Source organism: Streptomyces sp. NPDC028368, from assembly GCF_055565615.1.
In genome coordinates, this window is sequence record NZ_JBVHTY010000019.1 from 79,426 (window position 1) to 95,821 (window position 16,396).

Annotated in this window: 13 protein-coding genes and 2 pseudogenes; 10 read left to right on the plus strand and 5 right to left on the minus strand. The window is 73.2% G+C overall.

The features are described 5' to 3' along the window. From ACZ4S3_RS33740 to ACZ4S3_RS33750, 3 genes are all read left to right on the plus strand, one after another. Nucleotides 1-909: an ADP-ribosylglycohydrolase family protein gene (locus ACZ4S3_RS33740; RefSeq protein WP_467941370.1), complete on the plus strand. Its 909-nt coding sequence runs from the start codon at nucleotides 1-3 to the stop codon at nucleotides 907-909. Between the two features lie 246 nt (nucleotides 910-1,155). Further along, complete coding sequence (locus ACZ4S3_RS33745) at nucleotides 1,156-1,857, plus strand: ribonuclease HII (RefSeq protein WP_467941375.1); 702 nt, start codon at nucleotides 1,156-1,158, stop codon at nucleotides 1,855-1,857. A gap of 66 nt (nucleotides 1,858-1,923) precedes the next feature. After that, the gene (locus ACZ4S3_RS33750; RefSeq protein ID WP_467941376.1) at nucleotides 1,924-2,574 is read left to right on the plus strand and encodes a hypothetical protein; all 651 of its coding nucleotides are present in this window, start codon (nucleotides 1,924-1,926) and stop codon (nucleotides 2,572-2,574) included. Between the two features lie 118 nt (nucleotides 2,575-2,692). Here ACZ4S3_RS33750 and ACZ4S3_RS33755 read toward each other — a convergent pair whose 3' ends face one another. Next, nucleotides 2,693-3,451: a hypothetical protein gene (locus ACZ4S3_RS33755; protein WP_467941378.1), complete on the minus strand. Its 759-nt coding sequence runs from the start codon at nucleotides 3,449-3,451 to the stop codon at nucleotides 2,693-2,695. Nucleotides 3,452-3,842: 391 nt separating this feature from the next. On the opposite strand from ACZ4S3_RS33755, the gene ACZ4S3_RS33760 reads away from it, so the two are divergent. From ACZ4S3_RS33760 to ACZ4S3_RS33770, 3 genes are all read left to right on the plus strand, one after another. Then, the gene (locus ACZ4S3_RS33760; RefSeq protein ID WP_467941382.1) at nucleotides 3,843-4,253 is read left to right on the plus strand and encodes a MarR family winged helix-turn-helix transcriptional regulator; all 411 of its coding nucleotides are present in this window, start codon (nucleotides 3,843-3,845) and stop codon (nucleotides 4,251-4,253) included. After that, on the plus strand, nucleotides 4,250-4,705 hold the full coding sequence (locus tag ACZ4S3_RS33765) for a MarR family transcriptional regulator (protein WP_467941384.1): 456 nt from the start codon (nucleotides 4,250-4,252) through the stop codon (nucleotides 4,703-4,705). The genes ACZ4S3_RS33760 and ACZ4S3_RS33765 overlap by 4 nt, the downstream gene beginning before the upstream one ends. 196 nt (nucleotides 4,706-4,901) lie before the next feature. Next, a complete protein-coding gene (locus ACZ4S3_RS33770) occupies nucleotides 4,902-6,464 on the plus strand; it encodes an FAD-dependent oxidoreductase (RefSeq protein ID WP_467941387.1) in 1,563 nt (520 codons plus the stop codon). A 248-nt stretch (nucleotides 6,465-6,712) separates the two neighbouring features. Here ACZ4S3_RS33770 and ACZ4S3_RS33775 read toward each other — a convergent pair whose 3' ends face one another. Next, on the minus strand, nucleotides 6,713-7,168 hold the full coding sequence (locus ACZ4S3_RS33775) for a Tn3 family transposase (RefSeq protein WP_467941558.1): 456 nt from the start codon (nucleotides 7,166-7,168) through the stop codon (nucleotides 6,713-6,715). Continuing rightward, nucleotides 7,163-7,961, minus strand: a pseudogene (locus tag ACZ4S3_RS33780) (DUF4158 domain-containing protein); the annotation flags it as partial. The gene ACZ4S3_RS33775 and the pseudogene ACZ4S3_RS33780, both read right to left, overlap by 6 nt. 495 nt (nucleotides 7,962-8,456) lie before the next feature. Between ACZ4S3_RS33780 and ACZ4S3_RS33785 the strand changes: the two are divergent. Beyond that, nucleotides 8,457-10,616: a RecQ family ATP-dependent DNA helicase gene (locus tag ACZ4S3_RS33785; protein WP_467941392.1), complete on the plus strand. Its 2,160-nt coding sequence runs from the start codon at nucleotides 8,457-8,459 to the stop codon at nucleotides 10,614-10,616. 428 nt (nucleotides 10,617-11,044) lie between these two features. Here the strand turns inward: ACZ4S3_RS33785 and ACZ4S3_RS33790 are convergent, their stop codons facing one another. Beyond that, the gene (locus tag ACZ4S3_RS33790; RefSeq protein ID WP_467941396.1) at nucleotides 11,045-11,308 is read right to left on the minus strand and encodes a hypothetical protein; all 264 of its coding nucleotides are present in this window, start codon (nucleotides 11,306-11,308) and stop codon (nucleotides 11,045-11,047) included. A gap of 110 nt (nucleotides 11,309-11,418) precedes the next feature. Further along, nucleotides 11,419-11,637 (minus strand): annotated as a pseudogene (locus ACZ4S3_RS33795) (recombinase RecQ); the annotation flags it as partial. 125 nt (nucleotides 11,638-11,762) lie between these two features. Between ACZ4S3_RS33795 and ACZ4S3_RS33800 the strand changes: the two are divergent. The 3 genes from ACZ4S3_RS33800 to ACZ4S3_RS33810 all read left to right on the plus strand — a co-directional run bounded on the left by ACZ4S3_RS33800 (nucleotide 11,763) and on the right by ACZ4S3_RS33810 (nucleotide 16,295). After that, the gene (locus tag ACZ4S3_RS33800; RefSeq protein ID WP_467941398.1) at nucleotides 11,763-13,259 is read left to right on the plus strand and encodes a DUF4192 domain-containing protein; all 1,497 of its coding nucleotides are present in this window, start codon (nucleotides 11,763-11,765) and stop codon (nucleotides 13,257-13,259) included. Between the two features lie 104 nt (nucleotides 13,260-13,363). Then, nucleotides 13,364-15,481: a glycogen debranching N-terminal domain-containing protein gene (locus ACZ4S3_RS33805; RefSeq protein ID WP_467941400.1), complete on the plus strand. Its 2,118-nt coding sequence runs from the start codon at nucleotides 13,364-13,366 to the stop codon at nucleotides 15,479-15,481. A gap of 49 nt (nucleotides 15,482-15,530) precedes the next feature. After that, the gene (locus ACZ4S3_RS33810; RefSeq protein WP_467941402.1) at nucleotides 15,531-16,295 is read left to right on the plus strand and encodes an NUDIX hydrolase; all 765 of its coding nucleotides are present in this window, start codon (nucleotides 15,531-15,533) and stop codon (nucleotides 16,293-16,295) included. The last annotated feature ends 101 nt before the right edge of the window (nucleotides 16,296-16,396 follow it).

Genomic DNA, 16,396 nt, shown 5'->3' on the forward strand with positions numbered 1-16,396 from the left:
ATGACCGCCGACCACCGTGACGCAGACCGCTGTGAGCGGGCGCTGGCCAGCCTGCGCGGGCTGGCCGTGGGGGATGCCCTCGGATCCCAGTTCTTCGTCCCCGCCCATTACCCCTCCCTCAAGCGCCGTGAGCTGCCCCCGTCCCCCTGGCAGTGGACCGACGACACCGAGATGGCCTGCTCCGTCCTGGCCGTGCTCACCGCCCACGGCCGGATCGACCAGGACGCGCTCGCCCGCTCCTTCGCCGACCACCATGACTTCGACCGCGGCTACGGTCCGGCCGTCAACCGCCTCCTCCGGCTGATCCGCGAGGGCGGCGACTGGCGCGAACTGTCCTCCGCGCTCTTCAACGGCCAGGGCTCCTGGGGCAACGGCGCCGCCATGCGCATCGCCCCCCTCGGCGCCTGGTACGCCGACGACCCCGAGCAGGCCACCCACCAGGCGGAGATCTCCGCCTACACGACCCACCAGCACCGCGAGGCCGTCGTCGGCGCCATGGCAGTGGCCGCCGCGGCCGCCCTGGTGGCCGACCCCTCGCGCGCCCTGGGCCCCGAGGAACTGCTCGACGGCGTGCTGGCACTGATCCCGCGCAGCGCCGTACAGGCCGGACTGCGCCGGGCCCGCGACATGCTCGACTACGCCGACTCCGGCACCGTCGCCGCCGTCCTGGGCTGCGGACGGCGCACCAGTGCCCACGACACCGTTCCCTTCACCCTCTGGGCCGCGGCCCGCCACCTCGGCGACTACGAGAAGGCTTTCTGGGCCACCGCCCAGGCGGGCGGCGATGTGGACACCACCTGCGCCATCGTCGGCGGCATCGTCGCATCGAGCCCCGGCGGCACCCCGCCCCAGGTCTGGCTGGACGGCACCGAGCCCTTCCCGGCCTGGGCGTCCGTCCCGGCCCGCTGAACGCCGCCCGCCGCTCGCCGCCCTCAACAGGCGGCGCCGGCGGGCAGGTTCACCCCCGTACGGCCCCCGCCTGCGCGTCGGGCCGCCCCGCATCCGCCCTGCGCGCCGGCCCGCCCGGACCCCTCACGAAATCCCCGTCCGGCCACCCCGACCGCACCGCCGGCGAAGCCGTTCCGTGCCTGGTCGGCGCGGAATCCGTATCCGATGCGGACGGCTGCGCCGAATAGGCGTAACCTGGCTGGCGCCATGCCGTACGAGCCCCCCACCCATACCGTCGAGCGATCACTCCGCGCCAAGACGGGCGCCAAGATCGTTGCAGGTGTCGACGAGGTCGGGCGCGGAGCCTGGGCCGGTCCGGTCAGCGTCTGCGCAGCCATCACCGGCCTGCGCCGGCCGCCCGCCGGACTCACCGATTCCAAGCTGCTGACCCCCAAGCGCCGCACCGAAATCTGCGATGTACTCGGCGACTGGGTCACGTCGTACGCCCTCGGGCACTCCTCACCGCAGGAGATCGACGAACTGGGTATGACCGCGGCGCTGCGGCTCGCCGCCGTACGCGCCCTTGAGGCGCTGCCGGTCCGTCCGGACGCGGTCATCCTCGACGGCAAGCACGACTACCTGGGTGCGCCGTGGCAGGTCCGCACGGTCATCAAGGGGGACCAGTCCTGTATCGCGGTCGCCGCCGCGTCCGTGATCGCAAAGGTGCGACGCGACGCGATGATGGCCGAACTGGGCCTGGAATACGCCACCTTCGACTTCGCGGCCAACGCCGGCTACCCCTCCCCGACCCATCGCATTGCCCTGGAGGAGTACGGTCCTACGCCGCACCACCGAGTGTCGTGGTCCTACATGGACGCACTGCCCCGGTGGCGGCACCTGAAGAAGGTGCGTGTCACCCCCGAAGCAGCCGCTCTGGAGGCCGGTGGCCAACTCGGCTTCGACTTCTGAGCGGTGCGGGCATCAATTCGGTACCCGATGACGTGTCCCGCACTTACGTTTGATAGACATCCCTTTATGCCTCTCATCCCCGAGGAGCCTCAGATTCACGAGAGTGTCCCGGGTCCCCGCGCAACTCCGGCCGCCGGCCGCACCGCGCCGACCCCCCGTCCCGTCCCTGGCCCCGGTCCCCGCCCCGCGCCTCCGCGTGGCGCACCCGCGTCCAGTGCCCGTCCGGGCAAGCCCGGACCCGCTGCCCCGCCGCGTGGGCCTGTCGCCGCACCGCCGGCGCAGCGCACCGGCCCCCCACAGCCCGCAGCCGCCCACCCCGGCACCGCCGCAGGAGCCCAGCTCCAGCTGATCCCGGCACCCGCCGACGGCGCCATCGACGCCGCCGACGAAGCCGTTGATCTGCTGCTGGACTCCGGCCGCGCGCCGGCCGAGATCCTGGTGCTCACCACGGGCGAAATCCACCCGTGGGCCGCCCATGAGCTGTCCTTCGGCGACGCGTCCTACTGGGCCCAACACGACGCCGCTGACGATGTGTTCTACGCGGACGCCGCCGCCGAGCGCGCCACCGGGCGTCCCGTCGTGGTCGTCGCCGTCAACGGTGGCACGGACGAGGTCACCGCCCAGGCACTGCCCTCGGCGTTGGCCCGTGCCGGAACCCTGCTGGTCGTCTGCGGTGACCCGCAGCGGATCAACAGCATTCTCGGCGCGAACGCCTGACAGTTCTCCGCGCGAAGCAGCCCGTCGGCCATCCGGCCGGTGGGCTTGCCGGCGTTCTCGAAGCCTTCGCGTGCCTGCTTGCCGGCCGCGGCCGCCCGCTGTCGGCGTCCGCTTCCGCTCAGCGGGCCGCGGTGTGCCGCTGAGCCTCCATGGCGCCGCCCCCGGAGCGCCTGGGCGCCGCCATATGGCAGCTCCGCGGCGGCTCGGCCGAGGGCAACGGATGCGGTGACGGCGTACGCGGCGAGGGCACCTGCGGCGATGCCGGGAGCGAGGGGGTGGTGCGGGGCGCTTCCGTACGAGACGGCTGCGTACGACCGGCATGCGGGCCCGGCGACGCCGGCTCGGGCGTCCGGGACGGTCTGGGCCGCCGCCCGCCGCGATCCTCCCCCAGCACCTGCCAGCGGTCCCGGGTCAGCGTGATGTACGCCCCGCACCGCAGCCCGTGCAGGGTGCAGGCGTCGCGCAGCCCCCACATCCACGCCCCGTCCGCCTCCGTCCAACGGGGCTCGCCCTCACGGCAGTAGAGCAGCACGGCCGTCCGGACCGGGGCGCGCAGCCGCAGGTCGTGCGGGATGACCCGGCGCAGATGCGCCAGCAGCACATTGCGGAACCCCCAGCCGTCGGGCAGGGCCGCCGGCTCCGTGAACGACGCGCTGGCAGCCACCCGCTCCAGCGGATCGAGCACCGCCACGATGGCCGTCGACGGCCCCGGGCGATGACGGTCGTGCAGGCCGGCGACGACCTCACGGGGATTGCGCAGCAGCGGAATACCGGCCGAAGCCCACTCGGAGGGCTCCAGCATCCGGCTCAGCCGGGCGGCGGACTCGGCCGACGAGGGCCGGGACGCATTCGTGAGCGGGGCGAAACCGAAGGCCACGGCTCTCCCTTCGTCTACGCATCCACGCAGCGGGCCGTGGCCGGGCGCGAGCGCACCAAGGCATGGCCCTGCCTGACCGCGGACGGCCGGGTACGGGGAAGCAACTCCAATTCTTCCTGTCGTACACGCATGCGGCAACGAGCAATTCTCCGCGCGCACCGGAATCGCCCGGTGCGCGTCAATATTCCTGCCCGCCGCACCGTCCTCTGATGCCCGACCGCCCCCTTCGCCCACTCCCGATACCGCTCTCCCTGTACGGCGAGGACCAGCGGAAACACGCCGCCCGCCCCGCACGGCGCAGCAGCCGGGCGGTAACCGCCGGTGGCCGCGTAGGCCCGGCTTCCTCGTATGGCGGCTCGCCAACAAATGGCGCGTCGCGGTCGATCGCGCGGTGGCTCCGCTGGGCCTCACCCACGCGCAGTACTCACTGGTCGCGTCGCTGCACGGCATGCAGCGCGCCGGCGAGCGGCCCAGTCAACGCCGACTTGCCGACCACACCGGTCTGGAGGCGCTGTACGTCTCGAAGCTGGCGCGCGCCCTGGAGTCGGCCGGCCTGATCGAGCGCACCCGCGATCCCCGCGACCCGCGCGCCGTGCAGCTCGCTCTCACCGAGCAGGGCCGGGCCGTCACGAGGCAGGCCAACGCGGTGGTCCAGGAACTGCTTCAGCAGTTGCTGGAGCCGCTCGGCGGCCTCGACGCCCCGCGGACGCGCGCGTTCACCGACGAGTTGACGACCTTGCTCGACGCACCTCTCGTTCCACCTCTACCGCACGACGAGAGCACTCAGGGGACAACACCATGACCACTACCGCATCCGCCACCGCGCCCGTCGCCGATGCCCGCGCCCTCGGCCTGGCCCACTACGCCGCCCGCGGCATCCTGGAGCACGTCCTGGCCAGGCACGGCATCACGTTCCAGCAGCAGATCGCCCTGCGCGCCGCCGTCACCGCAGACGCCCCGCAGACGCCCGGTGACCTCGTCACCCAGATCCGGGGCTCCCTCAAGGCCGATCCGGCCGACATCCGCGCCACTCTCGACGAGCTGCTGGCCAAGCAGCTGCTCGTCGCGGACGGCGCGCACCTTCGCCCCACGGATGCAGGGCGCGAGCTGATCGCCGCCGCCGGCGCGGAGACCGCCCCCGTCACCGCCCGCATCTGGGGCGGGATACCCGCCGAGAACCTGGCCGCCGCCGGCCGCTTCCTCGCCCTGGTCACCGAGCGCGCCAACGCGGAGCTTGCGGCGCTGACCGCCTGACCGCCCGACCACCTGATCGAGCCGGTCGAGGACCGGCCGGGACACCGGCGGGCGGCGGGTGAGGTAGCCGAGGAGGAGCGCGGACGCCCCGCTTCCCGTCCCTCCTCGCGGGGCCGGCCCCTTGACATCGCGGCACCTGTTGTGGCTGGTCAGGGCGGTGAAAGGGCCTCTTTGGCCCTCGGTCATAGTGGGCGCCATGGACTATGACGTAGTGGTGGCCGGAGGCGGCCCGGTCGGACTGATGCTGGCCTGCGAGCTCCGGCTCGGAGGCGCGCGGGTGGCCGTCCTGGAGCGCCTCACCGATGTGAACCCGACGATCAAGGGCGGAGCGATCACCACGCCCAGCGCCGAGGCGCTCTACCGCCGGGGCATGCTGCCCGCGCTGGCCGAGGTGCAGCGGCAGGCGATGGACCGCTTCCAGGCGTTCATGCGCGAGCGGAACGGCGGGGACGGAGGCGGGGCCGCGGGCCAAGGGCTCGGGGTCGTCGGGCACTTCGCCGGGATCTTGCTGCACGCCGACCTGGTCGACCGTACGGAGCCGGGCCTCGGCGACGCCGGACCCGCCGCCGAGATCGCTCTCGTGACGCAGCAGGACATCGAGCGGCTGCTCGGCGAGCGGGCGGACGAGCTCGGCGTCGAGGTGCGCCGGGGAGTGGAGCTGACCGGCTTCGACGCGGACGACGGGGCCGTCACCGTGCGGACGAGCGACGGGGCGATACGCGCCGGCTGGCTCGTGGGCTGCGACGGCGGCCGCAGCACGGTCCGTAAGCTCGCGGGGTTCGATTTTCCCGGTACGGACCCGGAGGTCACCTGTCACCAGGCGGTCGTGGAGATGACCGGCGCCGAGGACCTGACGGTCGGCTGGACCGCCACGGACATCGGGGTGTACGCCTACGGGCCGATGCCGGGCCGCATCGTCACCGTGGAGTTCGACGGCCCGCCGGCCGACCGGGACGCGCCGGTCACCACCGAGGACCTCCAGGCGCGGCTGCGCCGCGTATCCGGCGTGGACGTCACGATCACCGGGGTGCGGACCGCGACCCGCTTCACCGACCACGCCCGCCAGGTCACCGAGTACCGCAAGGGCCGGGTGCTGCTGGCGGGCGACGCGGCGCACGTGCACTCCGCGTTCGGGAGCCAGGGGCTGAGCCTGGGTATCGGGGACGCGATGAACCTCGGCTGGAAGCTCGCCGCGGTGATCGGCGGCGGGGCGCCGGAAGGGCTGCTGGACACGTACACCTCCGAGCGGCACCCGGTCGGCGCGTGGGTCCTGGACTGGACCCGGTCCCAGGTCGCGGCCATGCGCCCGGACCCGCAGTCCCGGGCCCTGCGCGAGATCGTCAGCGACCTGGCGGGGACGGTCACGGGCACCACGTACCTCACCGCGCAGCTCAACGGTGCCGGGGTGCGGTACGAGCTGCCGGGCGAGCACCCGCTGACCGGCCGCAGCACCCCGGACCTCGAACTCACCGACGGCGGCCGACTCGCGGACCACCTCCACGGCGGCCGGGCGCTCCTGCTCGACCTCACCGACGACCCGGAGCTCCGGGCCCTCGCCGCGGGGTACGCCGGCCGCGTCGACACCCTGACGGCCGGCTGCCCGTCCCGCCCGGAACTGGCGGCGGTCCTCGTCCGTCCGGACGGCTTCACGGCCTGGGCGGCCGACGCGGGGGCGCAGACGCCGACGTCGACGGCCGGGCTGGCGGAGGCGCTGGAGGAGTGGTTCGGAGTGCGGGAGGGCGCGGCGACGCCGGGCTGATCCGCCGCTCTGCTGACTGACTCGAACCTGGAGCCGATCCCACCCACGGCCGCCGCACCCACCCGGTGTGGCGGCCGCCCGCACCCCAGTCCCGGCCCAGCAGCAGCCCGGAGCTCTCACCGGCCGCCTACCGCACCCGCCGCCACGCGCTCCGCCGGTGTTACGGCTCCCGGCGCCCTACGAGCCGGTGACCAGTGCAAACGTCACCGCCGGGACAGCCCCGGCGGTGACGGTCACCCGCACCGGGGTCACACCTCTTCGGCCGCGTCCGGGTCGCGCAGCGGGCGCAGGCCGCCCGGCAGTTCGGGGAGCTGGAACGAGTACCGGCCGAGCATGTTGACGTGGTGCCGTACGAACGGGGAGCGGCGGGCCACGTCCTCGTCGCGGACGTCGAAGCCGTCCGCGCGCAGCTGGTTCACCGCGGCGTCCATGTACCGCGTGTTGAACGGCACGAGCTTGAACAGCACGAGCGCGTTGAGGACCAGGCCCAGGGCGCCGATCTGGTCCTCCATACCGTCCTGGTAGCGCTGGTAGAGCTGCCCGGCCTTGCCGTGGAAGATCTTCCGGGCGAGCGCGTGGCGGCCCTCCTGGAGGTTGGCCTGCACCTTGATCTGCCGCCGGTAGCCGGGCTCGTCGGCCAGGCGCAGGATGTGCAGCGTCTTGACGATCCGCCCGTTGTGGGCGATCGCGTCGCCGAGGGACAGCTCCGCCGGCCGCCGCGGCGGTATCGCGGACACGTCCACCTCGCCCATCCCGAGATCGGAGACCTCCGCCGCCCGCTCCAGCGCCCACTTCATCTGGGGCCCGGAGATCCGCACCGGTCCCCGGCGCAGCCGGTCCAGCTCCGACACCCGGGCGCCCGGCGGCACCGTCAGCAGGGAGTCCCGCACCGCCTGCTGAGCGGTGCTCAGCAGGCCGTAGAGGGTGTCCCACAGCGGCTGGTTCGCCGCCTCTCGCACGGAGGCGACCAGCCGGGCCGGCGTGGTCACGCCGGGCAGCAGCACCCGCCGCTCGCGCAGCCACCCCGTCGCCGCGTCGAACAGCGCCTTCGGGCCCTCCTCGGTCGTCCAGGCCCGCGCGTCCACCCATGCCCGCAGCTCCGCCTCCGCGTCGGCGAACTCCGTGTACTCCAGGAGCTTCCGCAGCTCCCACATGTGCTCGAACCGGGTTTTCTCCCGTTCGCCGTTCGCCGTTCGCCGTTCGCCGTTCGCCGTACGCCTTCAGCGCCGAGGCGTCCGCGATGCCCAGTTGCTCGGCGAGGTGGTCGACGACTTCGGCCGGCACGTCGGTCGGGTCGTCCAGGAACACCCCGAGGTAGCGCACGGTCGTCAGCTGTACCGCGAAGCCGAGCCGGTTGTGGGACCGCCGTTTGGACTCGATCAGTTCCCGGTCCGCATCGTCCGGGAAGAAGAACCGCTCCAACCCCGTACGCGACGGCGCCCCGTCGTACGCCGCATAGCTTGCGGCCAGCTCATCCGTCAGAAACTCGACCGGCACTCCGGACCTCCAGACAGTCAGTGATCAACACGACTGCCGAAGGCTCCGCCTCCGCCGAACCCCAGGTCAAAGCGCTCTCAGGCACGCGAAGGGCTTAGCGCCAGTTTTCGTTCCGTTGTGCCTCGCCCACCATGTCGGCCGGCCTGCCCAGGGCCAGGCCCTCCTCGTCGTCCAGCTGCCGCCGCAGAAACTCCGTCCGGCAGCCCGGTCGTGGCGGCGAAGCCGCGCATCGCCTGCTGTTCCGTCGCGCGCTCGCCCGTCCCCAGCTGCTCGGCGGCATCGGCCGTGTTCCGGGCGTTGGCGGAAAGGGGAGGGCATTCACATCCCAGGCGGAGTCAGTGCCCTGACCTGGGCAAACGTGCCGATCGAGGATCGTCGTGGCCGAGCGCTCCGCCCTGGCGTCTCGATCCGTGCGGGTCAGGCGCACCCTTCCCGAGCCCTTTGCCGTGCTGGGTGGATTCGCCGATTGTCAGTGCCATCGGGTTGCATGGAGGCATGGACAACCTGGACCTCCGCGCTGAAGCCGATGCCATCCTCGCTGAGCTCGTCGGTGACCCTGAGGGTTCGGCGCGGCTGCGGGAGGACCAGTGGCAGGCGGTGGCGGCTCTCGTGGAGGAGCGTCGGCGTGCACTGGTGGTGCAGCGCACCGGCTGGGGGAAGTCGGCGGTGTACTTCGTGGCCACTGCTCTGCTGCGCCGGCGTGGCTCCGGCCCGACGGTGATCATCTCGCCGCTGCTGGCGCTGATGCGCAACCAGGTCGACTCGGCGGCGCGGGCCGGCATCCAGGCGCGCACCATCAACTCGGCCAACCCGGAGGAGTGGAACACCATCTACGAGGAGGTCGAGCGCGGCGAGACCGACGTTCTCCTCGTAAGTCCGGAACGTCTCAATTCTGTGGATTTCCGTGAGCAGGTGCTTCCCAAGCTCGCGGCCACGACCGGTCTGCTGGTGGTCGACGAGGCACACTGCATCTCCGACTGGGGACACGACTTCCGCCCCGACTACCGCCGGCTCCGGGCGATGCTCGCCGAACTCGCCCCCGGAGTGCCGGTGCTGGCCACCACCGCGACCGCCAACGCCCGGGTGACTGCGGATGTGGCCGAGCAGCTGGGTACCGGTGCCGGCGAGGCCCTGGTCCTGCGCGGCCCGCTGGAGAGGGAAAGCCTGCGGCTGGGTGTGGTCCAGCTGCCGGACGCCGCACACCGCCTTGCCTGGCTCGCCGAGCACCTGGACGAGTTGCCGGGCTCGGGAATCATCTACGCCCTCACCGTCGCCGCGGCCGAGGAGGCCACCGCCTTCCTGCGGCAGCGCGGCTTCCAGGTGGCCTCCTATACGGGGCGCACGGAGAACGCTGACCGGTTGCAGGCCGAGATCGACCTGCAGGAGAACCGGGTCAAGGCGCTGGTCGCGACTTCGGCGCTGGGCATGGGCTTCGACAAGCCCGATCTGGGATTCGTGGTGCACCTGGGCTCGCCGTCCTCGCCGATCGCCTACTACCAGCAGGTGGGGCGTGCGGGCCGCGGTGTCGAGCATGCCGATGTGCTGCTGCTGCCGGGCAAGGAGGACGAGGCCATCTGGCGGTACTTCGCCGATACCGCCTTCCCGCCGGAGGCGCAGGTGCGCCAGACCCTCTCGGCCCTCGCCGATGCGGGACGACCGCTGTCCGTCCCGGCCCTTGAGGCGGCGGTGGACCTCCGGCGCACCCGTCTGGAGACGATGCTCAAGGTGCTCGACGTGGACGGGGCCGTCAAACGAGTGAAGGGCGGCTGGACCTCCACCGGCCGGCAGTGGACCTACGACGCCGAGCGGTACGCCTGGGTCGCCCGCCAGCGGGCCGCCGAACAGCAGGCCATGCGCGATTACGTGAGCACGTCCCGGTGCCGGATGGAGTTCCTGCGCCAGCAGCTGGACGACGAGGGGGCGACTTCGTGCGGCCGTTGCGACAACTGCTCGGGAGCTTGGGCCGATTCATCGGTCTCATCGGAGACGTTGACGGGGGCGGCGAAGGAACTGGATCGCCCGGGGGCGGAGGTTGAGCCGCGCCGCATGTGGCCGACGGGGATGCCGGCACTGGGCATCGACCTCAAGGGGCGTATCCCGGCCAAGGAGCAGTGCTCCACCGGACGTGCCCTGGGGCGGCTCTCCGACATCGGCTGGGGCAACCGGCTGCGCCCACTGCTGGCTGAGAGTGCCCCCGATGGGCCGGTGCCCGACGATGTCCTGCAGGCCGCGGTGGCGGTTCTCGCCGATTGGGCGCGCTCGCCGGGAGGTTGGGCGTCGAATGCCCCGGACTCCGCCGCCCGGCCGGTGGGAGTCGTCGCCGTGCCGTCCCTGACCCGCCCGCAACTCGTCGGCTCCCTCGCCCAAGGAATTGCGACCATCGGCCGCCTCCCCTTCCTGGGCACCCTCACATACACCGGGCCGAGCGGCGCGCACGCGGCACGCCGCAGCAATTCCGCTCAACGCCTGAGGGCACTGTCCGGCACCTTCACCGTCCCTGAGGACCTGGCTGGTGCCCTGGCGCGTGTTCCAGGCCCCGTCCTGCTCGTGGACGACTACACCGACTCCGGCTGGACCCTCGCAGTCGCTGCCCGCCTGCTCCGTCAGGCAGGCAGCGAACGGGTTCTTCCGTTGGTCCTCGCTGCGGCAGGCTGAGCCACGGAGCTGAATCGGGGAGACGCGGCCTTTGAGTGTTTGCGGCGGTGATCGAGAGTCCGAACAGGCCACAGATATGCCGGACGTCGCCGCCGGTGGCGTGGATCTCCTGCGGGATCCGGTCCTCGCGCAGAACCTGCGGCCTCCCCTGGACCGTGGTCCAGGGAAGTGAAAGGTTGCGGCTGACCTGCGCCGTTCGCGGAGCGGTCTTCCTGTTGACGAACAGGCGCGTGTTGCAGGTCGCGGGCCACGTCCTCGCCCGGTGATCAAGGCAGGTGGCCAAGCGCGTCAGGACGGGCCGGCCACCGGGCCACCGTTCCCAGTACTTCGCTACCGCCTGCGCGTACGCCACCCGCTGGTCGAGCCCGTCACCCCGGACACGGAACCGGCCGCGCGTGGACTCGGTCAGGGCTGCCCTGCCGAAGAGGTCACCCGGCGGCACCCGGCGGCTTCCAGGCCGTCCGCAGGGGGGCGGTGGAGGCGTCGGCGGGGGAGCCGGAGAGTGCCGGGGCAACCACGTACAGCAGGACGAACGGCAGCAGCACCGGGTACAGGAGCAGCGACGGCACCGTCCCCTCCCGCCCACGCAGCACCGTCCCGTCGGGCAGGTGGATCTCGTACGCGGGCCGCCACCGTCTCTTCCGCGGCGGTAGGCGCAATGCGGCCAGGTGCTCGTGGTCCGGGGTGAGCACGGCGAGGCGACCGCCATCCTGCCGGGACGGCCACGGCGAGCGGCGAGGCGCCGACAGGGGCGTCGGCGAGGGTGAAGCGCGGCTTGCACCCCTCGGGAAGACGATCACCTCGGCCCGCTGCCGCGCGCCCGCAGCAGCGCCGTCGCGACGCAGCAGACCGCGGACTTGCCCCAGCCCGTGCGCTGCACGGCCAGGGCCCGGCGGTGGTCGGCGACCAGCGCCTCGATCGCCCGCCACCGATCTTCGCGAAGCCGGACCTCGCCGCCGGGATCCCCGACGAGTCGGGTCAGGACGGCATCGGCAGAGGCACGCAGGTCTTCGTTGCCCATACCCCCATGCAACCCGATGCCACTGACAATGCGCGAACCTCGGCCCGAACCTGTGGAAAACCGCATCACCCGCGAGTTGTCCACAGGGGTCGCGGAGCCGCGCCAGGCCGCGGGATCTTCGAGCCATGACTCCGCACAGCGAACCGCCCGAGCCCCACACCTCCGACAACTCCGCGCACGCCGGCAAACCGCCCCGCGCGGCACACCCCTCCGATCCCGCAGCCCCCGCCGGTCCGCCCGCTCCCTCCGGCCCCGCCCGCCCCGCAGACTCCTCCGGCTCCTCCGATTCCTCCGGCTCCTCTGACTCCTCCGGCGCCGCCAAAGGTCCGTCCGCAGAGCCCCAGGTCATCCTCCGCAGCCCCGCCGAACTCGCCGACGCGCTCCCGTACCTCATGGGCTTCTACCCCGACGACAGCGTCGTTCTGGTCGCCCTGCACGGCGAACGCGGACGCTTCGGCGGCCGGGTCCGGCTCGGGATCCCGACGGATGCCGCCCAGTGGCCGGACATCGCCGACCAGCTCGCCGACTGCCTGATCTCCGCCGCGCGGGACTGCGCCGAGCGGCCCACAGCGATCCTCGTCTTCCTCTGCCGGGAACCCGCGGCAGGCGAGAGCGGCAAGGACGTCAAGGACCGGCTCCGCCCCCTCGCCCAGCGGCTGCGTACCGCCTGCGGCGCACTGGACGTCCCCGTGATCGAAGCCCTGTGCCTCTCCAACGGCCGCTACTGGTCCTACTGCTGCCCCGACTTCCGCTGCTGCCCCGCCGACGGCACACCCCTGGCCATGCCGGGCACCTCCGTGATGGCTGCGGCGGCCGCTTACGCGGGAATGCAGGTGCGCGGCTCGCTCAAGGAGATGGAGGCCCGGCTGGCCCCGCGCTCCGGGCCCCGGGGCGCCGACCAGGAGAAGACCCTCGACGCAGCGGCCGCCGCGCTCGTGCCACGCATGTTCCGGCCGGACGGCGCGGCGGCGGTCCGCCGGGACACCCTCGACCTGGCCGAGTCGATGATCCACCGCTTCCGGCAGGACACCCCCGCGGGCAGCAACCGGGCCAGGGACGCCTGCGACGACGCACTGATCACCGACGCCGAGGCCGCCGCCCTCATCCTCGGACTCCAGGACCGCACCACCCGCGACCGGGCCGCGGAATGGATGGAAGGCTCCGACGCGGCGCCGGCCCTCAGGCTCTGGCGCGCCCTCGCCCGCCGCTGCGCCGGCGGCTATCTCGAGCACGCCGTGGCACCGCTGACCCTCGCCGGATGGGTCTGCTGGGCCACCGAGGACAGGCCCTCGGCCCGCATCACGCTCGGTCGCGCCCTGAGCATCGACCCCGACTACGCCTTCGCCGACCTGCTGCACCGCGCCATCAACGAAGGCCTCGATCCGGAGCCGCTGCGCCGCTGCCTGCGCGAGCAGCGCAAGGAGCAGACGGCCGTCCCCCGGAGCGGACCCATCACGCCCGGCAAGGAAGTGCCGCGGCCGGGCAAACGCCCACGGCCGGCCCGCCCCGGAGCCGCCGACCGCGCCCTCGGGCCACGCGGCGGTACCCGTCCGGGCAGCCGTACGGCCGAGGGGCGCGGCAGGCGGCGTGCCGGCCGGGACGGTGACCGGAGCCGGCGGTGACCGTAGCGACCCGGTGCGGCCGGCGTGACCTGGGCGCCGGCCGCACCGTTCACGAAGGTGGCGCAGGCCGTACGAAGCCCCGACACCACCAGGGAGCGCAGAGCGTGCCAGGCATCGTCCCCACCACCCAGCCGGCCCGTCGGCCGCCCGGCGAACGGCGCCCCGCGCCGCCCCGGATCCCCCAACCACAGCCCGTCCACTCCTCGCTGGTCTGCGTCGCCCTGCCGGGCCTCGCGGTCTCGTCCGCCTCGGGACAGCTGACCGGCCACGGCCTCGACGGCTACTACCGCGACGGCCTGCGGATCCTCTCCCGCTGCGAGGTGCGGGCCGCGGGCGGTGAACCACTCGTCGTCCAGGGACGGCTGGTCGACGCGCAGCGTGCGCGGTTCATCGGGACGGTCCGTAAGGCCGGCGAGCGGGGCCCGGATCCGGAGATCCGGATGGAGCGGCTGCGGTCCGCCGACGGCACCGAGCAGATCACCTTCCTCAGCAGCGCCACCCGGACCCTGCGGCTCCCGGTCGAAATCCGGCTCGGCACCGACCTCGCGGAACTGGGCGCCGTCGCCGTCGGGCTCTGCGGCCCCGAACTGCGTGCCGCCGTCCATGGATCCGGGCTGCGCTGGTCCGCGCCCGGAGCGCATGCGGTGGTCTCCGCGACGCCCTCGCCCCAGGACGCACTGGCGTCCGCGGGCCTGCTCCGCTGGGACGTGGACCTGCCACCCGGCGGCCGGCACACCATCGAACTGCGCATCCGGCTCGAGCACGACGCCGACGGCCCCCCGGGCGACCAGCCGGCCGGCCGGTGGCGCCCCGGGGACACCCGGATCCCCGGCCCGCGAGCCCAGAGCCCCGTCTCCCGTAGGCGCGGTGACCGGCCACCGCGTCCCTGGTCGCCCGCCCGGCTGGAGTGCGATGACCACCGGGCCGACGCCCTCCTGGCGGGCAGCCTCGACGACCTGTACGGCCTGCTGATGCGCGACCCCGCCGCACCGGGGGACGTATACGTCGCCGGTGGCTTTCCCTGGAGGTGCGGGCTCGCCCCGGCGGAGGCGTTGTGGACCGCCCGGATGCTGCTGCCGCTGGGCACGCGGCTCGCCGAGGGCACGCTGCGGGCGCTTGCCCGTACGCAACAAGCCACGCCAGGGAAGGATTTCGGCCGAATTCCCGGAGCCCTCCGGGACGCCGGGCCGCATGCCCCGCCGAGCTGCACGGGCATCGAAGCCACGCTCCTGTTCCCCGCCGTCCTCGCGGAGGCACGCCGCTGGGGCCTGCCCGACCGGGAGACGGAGCGGCTGCTGCCCGCCGCGGAACGCTGTCTGCGCTGGCTGCGCACCGCCACCGAGCCGGCGGGCAAAGGGCGCGGCGGCTACGTTCCCGACCCTCCACCCGACGGCCCCTACCGCTGTGAGACCCAGGCCCACGCGCACCGCGCCGCCCTCCTGGGTGCCGACCTCCTCGAGGCCGCCGGATCGCCCGACGCGACGGCGCTGCGGGAGTGGGCCGGGGATCTGCGCACGCGGTTCCGTACGGACTTTTGGCTTGAGGACCGGGCGGGCGGCCGCCCCGCCGCCCTGCTCACCGGCGACGGCCGCCCGCTGCCGCACCTCGGCTCCACCGCGGCCCATCTCCTCGACACCGGCCTGCTCGGCGGCGGCGCCCTCGCCCCCGGCCTGCTGGACGCGGCACAGACCGACCAACTGGCCAGGCTCCTGGGCGGCCCTGCCCTGGACACCGGCTGGGGCCTGCGGGGGCTGGGCGCCAAGGAGAGCGGCTACAACCCCTTCGGCCACCGCAGCGGCGCGGTCCGCGTCCACGAGACGGTGATCGCCGTCGCCGGACTGGGCGCGGCGGGATACGAAAAGACGGCCGGCACGCTGGCCCGAGGCATCCTCGATGCCGCGGACGGCTTCGGCCACCGTCTCCCGGAGATGTACGCGGGAGAACAGCGCACCGCTCACGGCGCACCCGTCCCGCACCCGGCAGCCTGCCGCCCCGCGGCGGTGGCGGCGGCCGGCGCGGCCCGGATACTGATCGCCTTGGCCGGCCTGCGTCCCGACGTGCCCGGCGGGACGGTGGCCGTACGCCCGCTCGCGGGAGCCCCCCTCGGCGCCATGCAGTTCACCGGCCTGACCGTCGCGGAACAGCCGTTTGCCATACGGATCAGCCGACTGGGCATGGGCATGGTGGAAGCGGCGGCGGACTGTCTGCAACTGGGGTCCTGACAGCCATCAAGACCTGTTTATCGTCAAGCGGACGACTATGATCGCGGGCATGCCTCCCTACGACCCGTCGGCCTATCCGCCCTTCGCCGTCACCGTCGACCTGGTCGTGCTCACCGTGCGCCGCCACGCCCTGTGCGCATTGGCCGTGCGCCGCGGTGAGCCGCCGTTCCAGGGCCGCTGGGCACTGCCCGGCGGATTCGTCCGGGCCGACGAGGACCTTGCGGACGCGGCCGCCCGGGAACTCGCCGAGGAGACCGGCCTGCACGCCCAGTCCGCATCGGGTCCGCCGCCCACATACGGCGCGCACCTCGAACAACTCGCCACCTACGGCGACCCCAAGCGCGATCCCCGCATGCGGGTCGTCAGCGTCGCGCACCTCGTCCTCGCCCCCGACCTGCCCGCCCCGCGGGCCGGCGGCGACGCCCACAGCGCGCGCTGGGCACCGGTCGAGACGCTCCTCGACCAGGACGGTACCCACGCCCGCGAAGGCGAGCTGGGCGCACCTCTGGCTTTCGACCACGCGCAGATCCTCGACGACGGCGTCGAGCGCGCCCGCTCGAAGATCGAATACTCCTCCCTCGCCACGGCCTTCTGCCCGCAGGAGTTCACCGTCGGCGAGCTGCGACGGGTCTACGAAGCGGTCTGGGGCGTCGCCCTGGACCCCCGCAACTTCCACCGCAAAGTGACCGGCACCCCCGGCTTCCTGGTGCCCACCGGCGGTACGACGACCCGTCAGGGCGGCCGCCCCGCCCAGCTGTTCAGAGCCGGCGGTGCGACGCTGCTCAACCCGCCGATGCTGCGCCCGGAGGTCTGAGCAGCGGCATGGCGGCACCGCGGCGCGGCGGGACGTGGCGGGACACGACGGGACATCACTGCTCGGCAATTACGGGTAAATAGGACATATCGCGTTACCTT

Excerpts from the sequence above, each read along its gene's own strand:
- ACZ4S3_RS33740 (WP_467941370.1), top strand. The coding sequence starts at position 1 with ATGACCGCCGACCACCGTGACGCAGACCGCTGTGAGCGGGCGCTGGCC.
- ACZ4S3_RS33745 (WP_467941375.1), top strand. The coding sequence starts at position 1,156 with ATGCCGTACGAGCCCCCCACCCATACCGTCGAGCGATCACTCCGCGCC.
- ACZ4S3_RS33750 (WP_467941376.1), top strand. The coding sequence starts at position 1,924 with ATGCCTCTCATCCCCGAGGAGCCTCAGATTCACGAGAGTGTCCCGGGT.
- ACZ4S3_RS33765 (WP_467941384.1), top strand. The coding sequence starts at position 4,250 with ATGACCACTACCGCATCCGCCACCGCGCCCGTCGCCGATGCCCGCGCC.
- ACZ4S3_RS33770 (WP_467941387.1), top strand. The coding sequence starts at position 4,902 with ATGGACTATGACGTAGTGGTGGCCGGAGGCGGCCCGGTCGGACTGATG.
- ACZ4S3_RS33785 (WP_467941392.1), top strand. The coding sequence starts at position 8,457 with ATGGACAACCTGGACCTCCGCGCTGAAGCCGATGCCATCCTCGCTGAG.
- ACZ4S3_RS33800 (WP_467941398.1), top strand. The coding sequence starts at position 11,763 with ATGACTCCGCACAGCGAACCGCCCGAGCCCCACACCTCCGACAACTCC.
- ACZ4S3_RS33810 (WP_467941402.1), top strand. The coding sequence starts at position 15,531 with ATGCCTCCCTACGACCCGTCGGCCTATCCGCCCTTCGCCGTCACCGTC.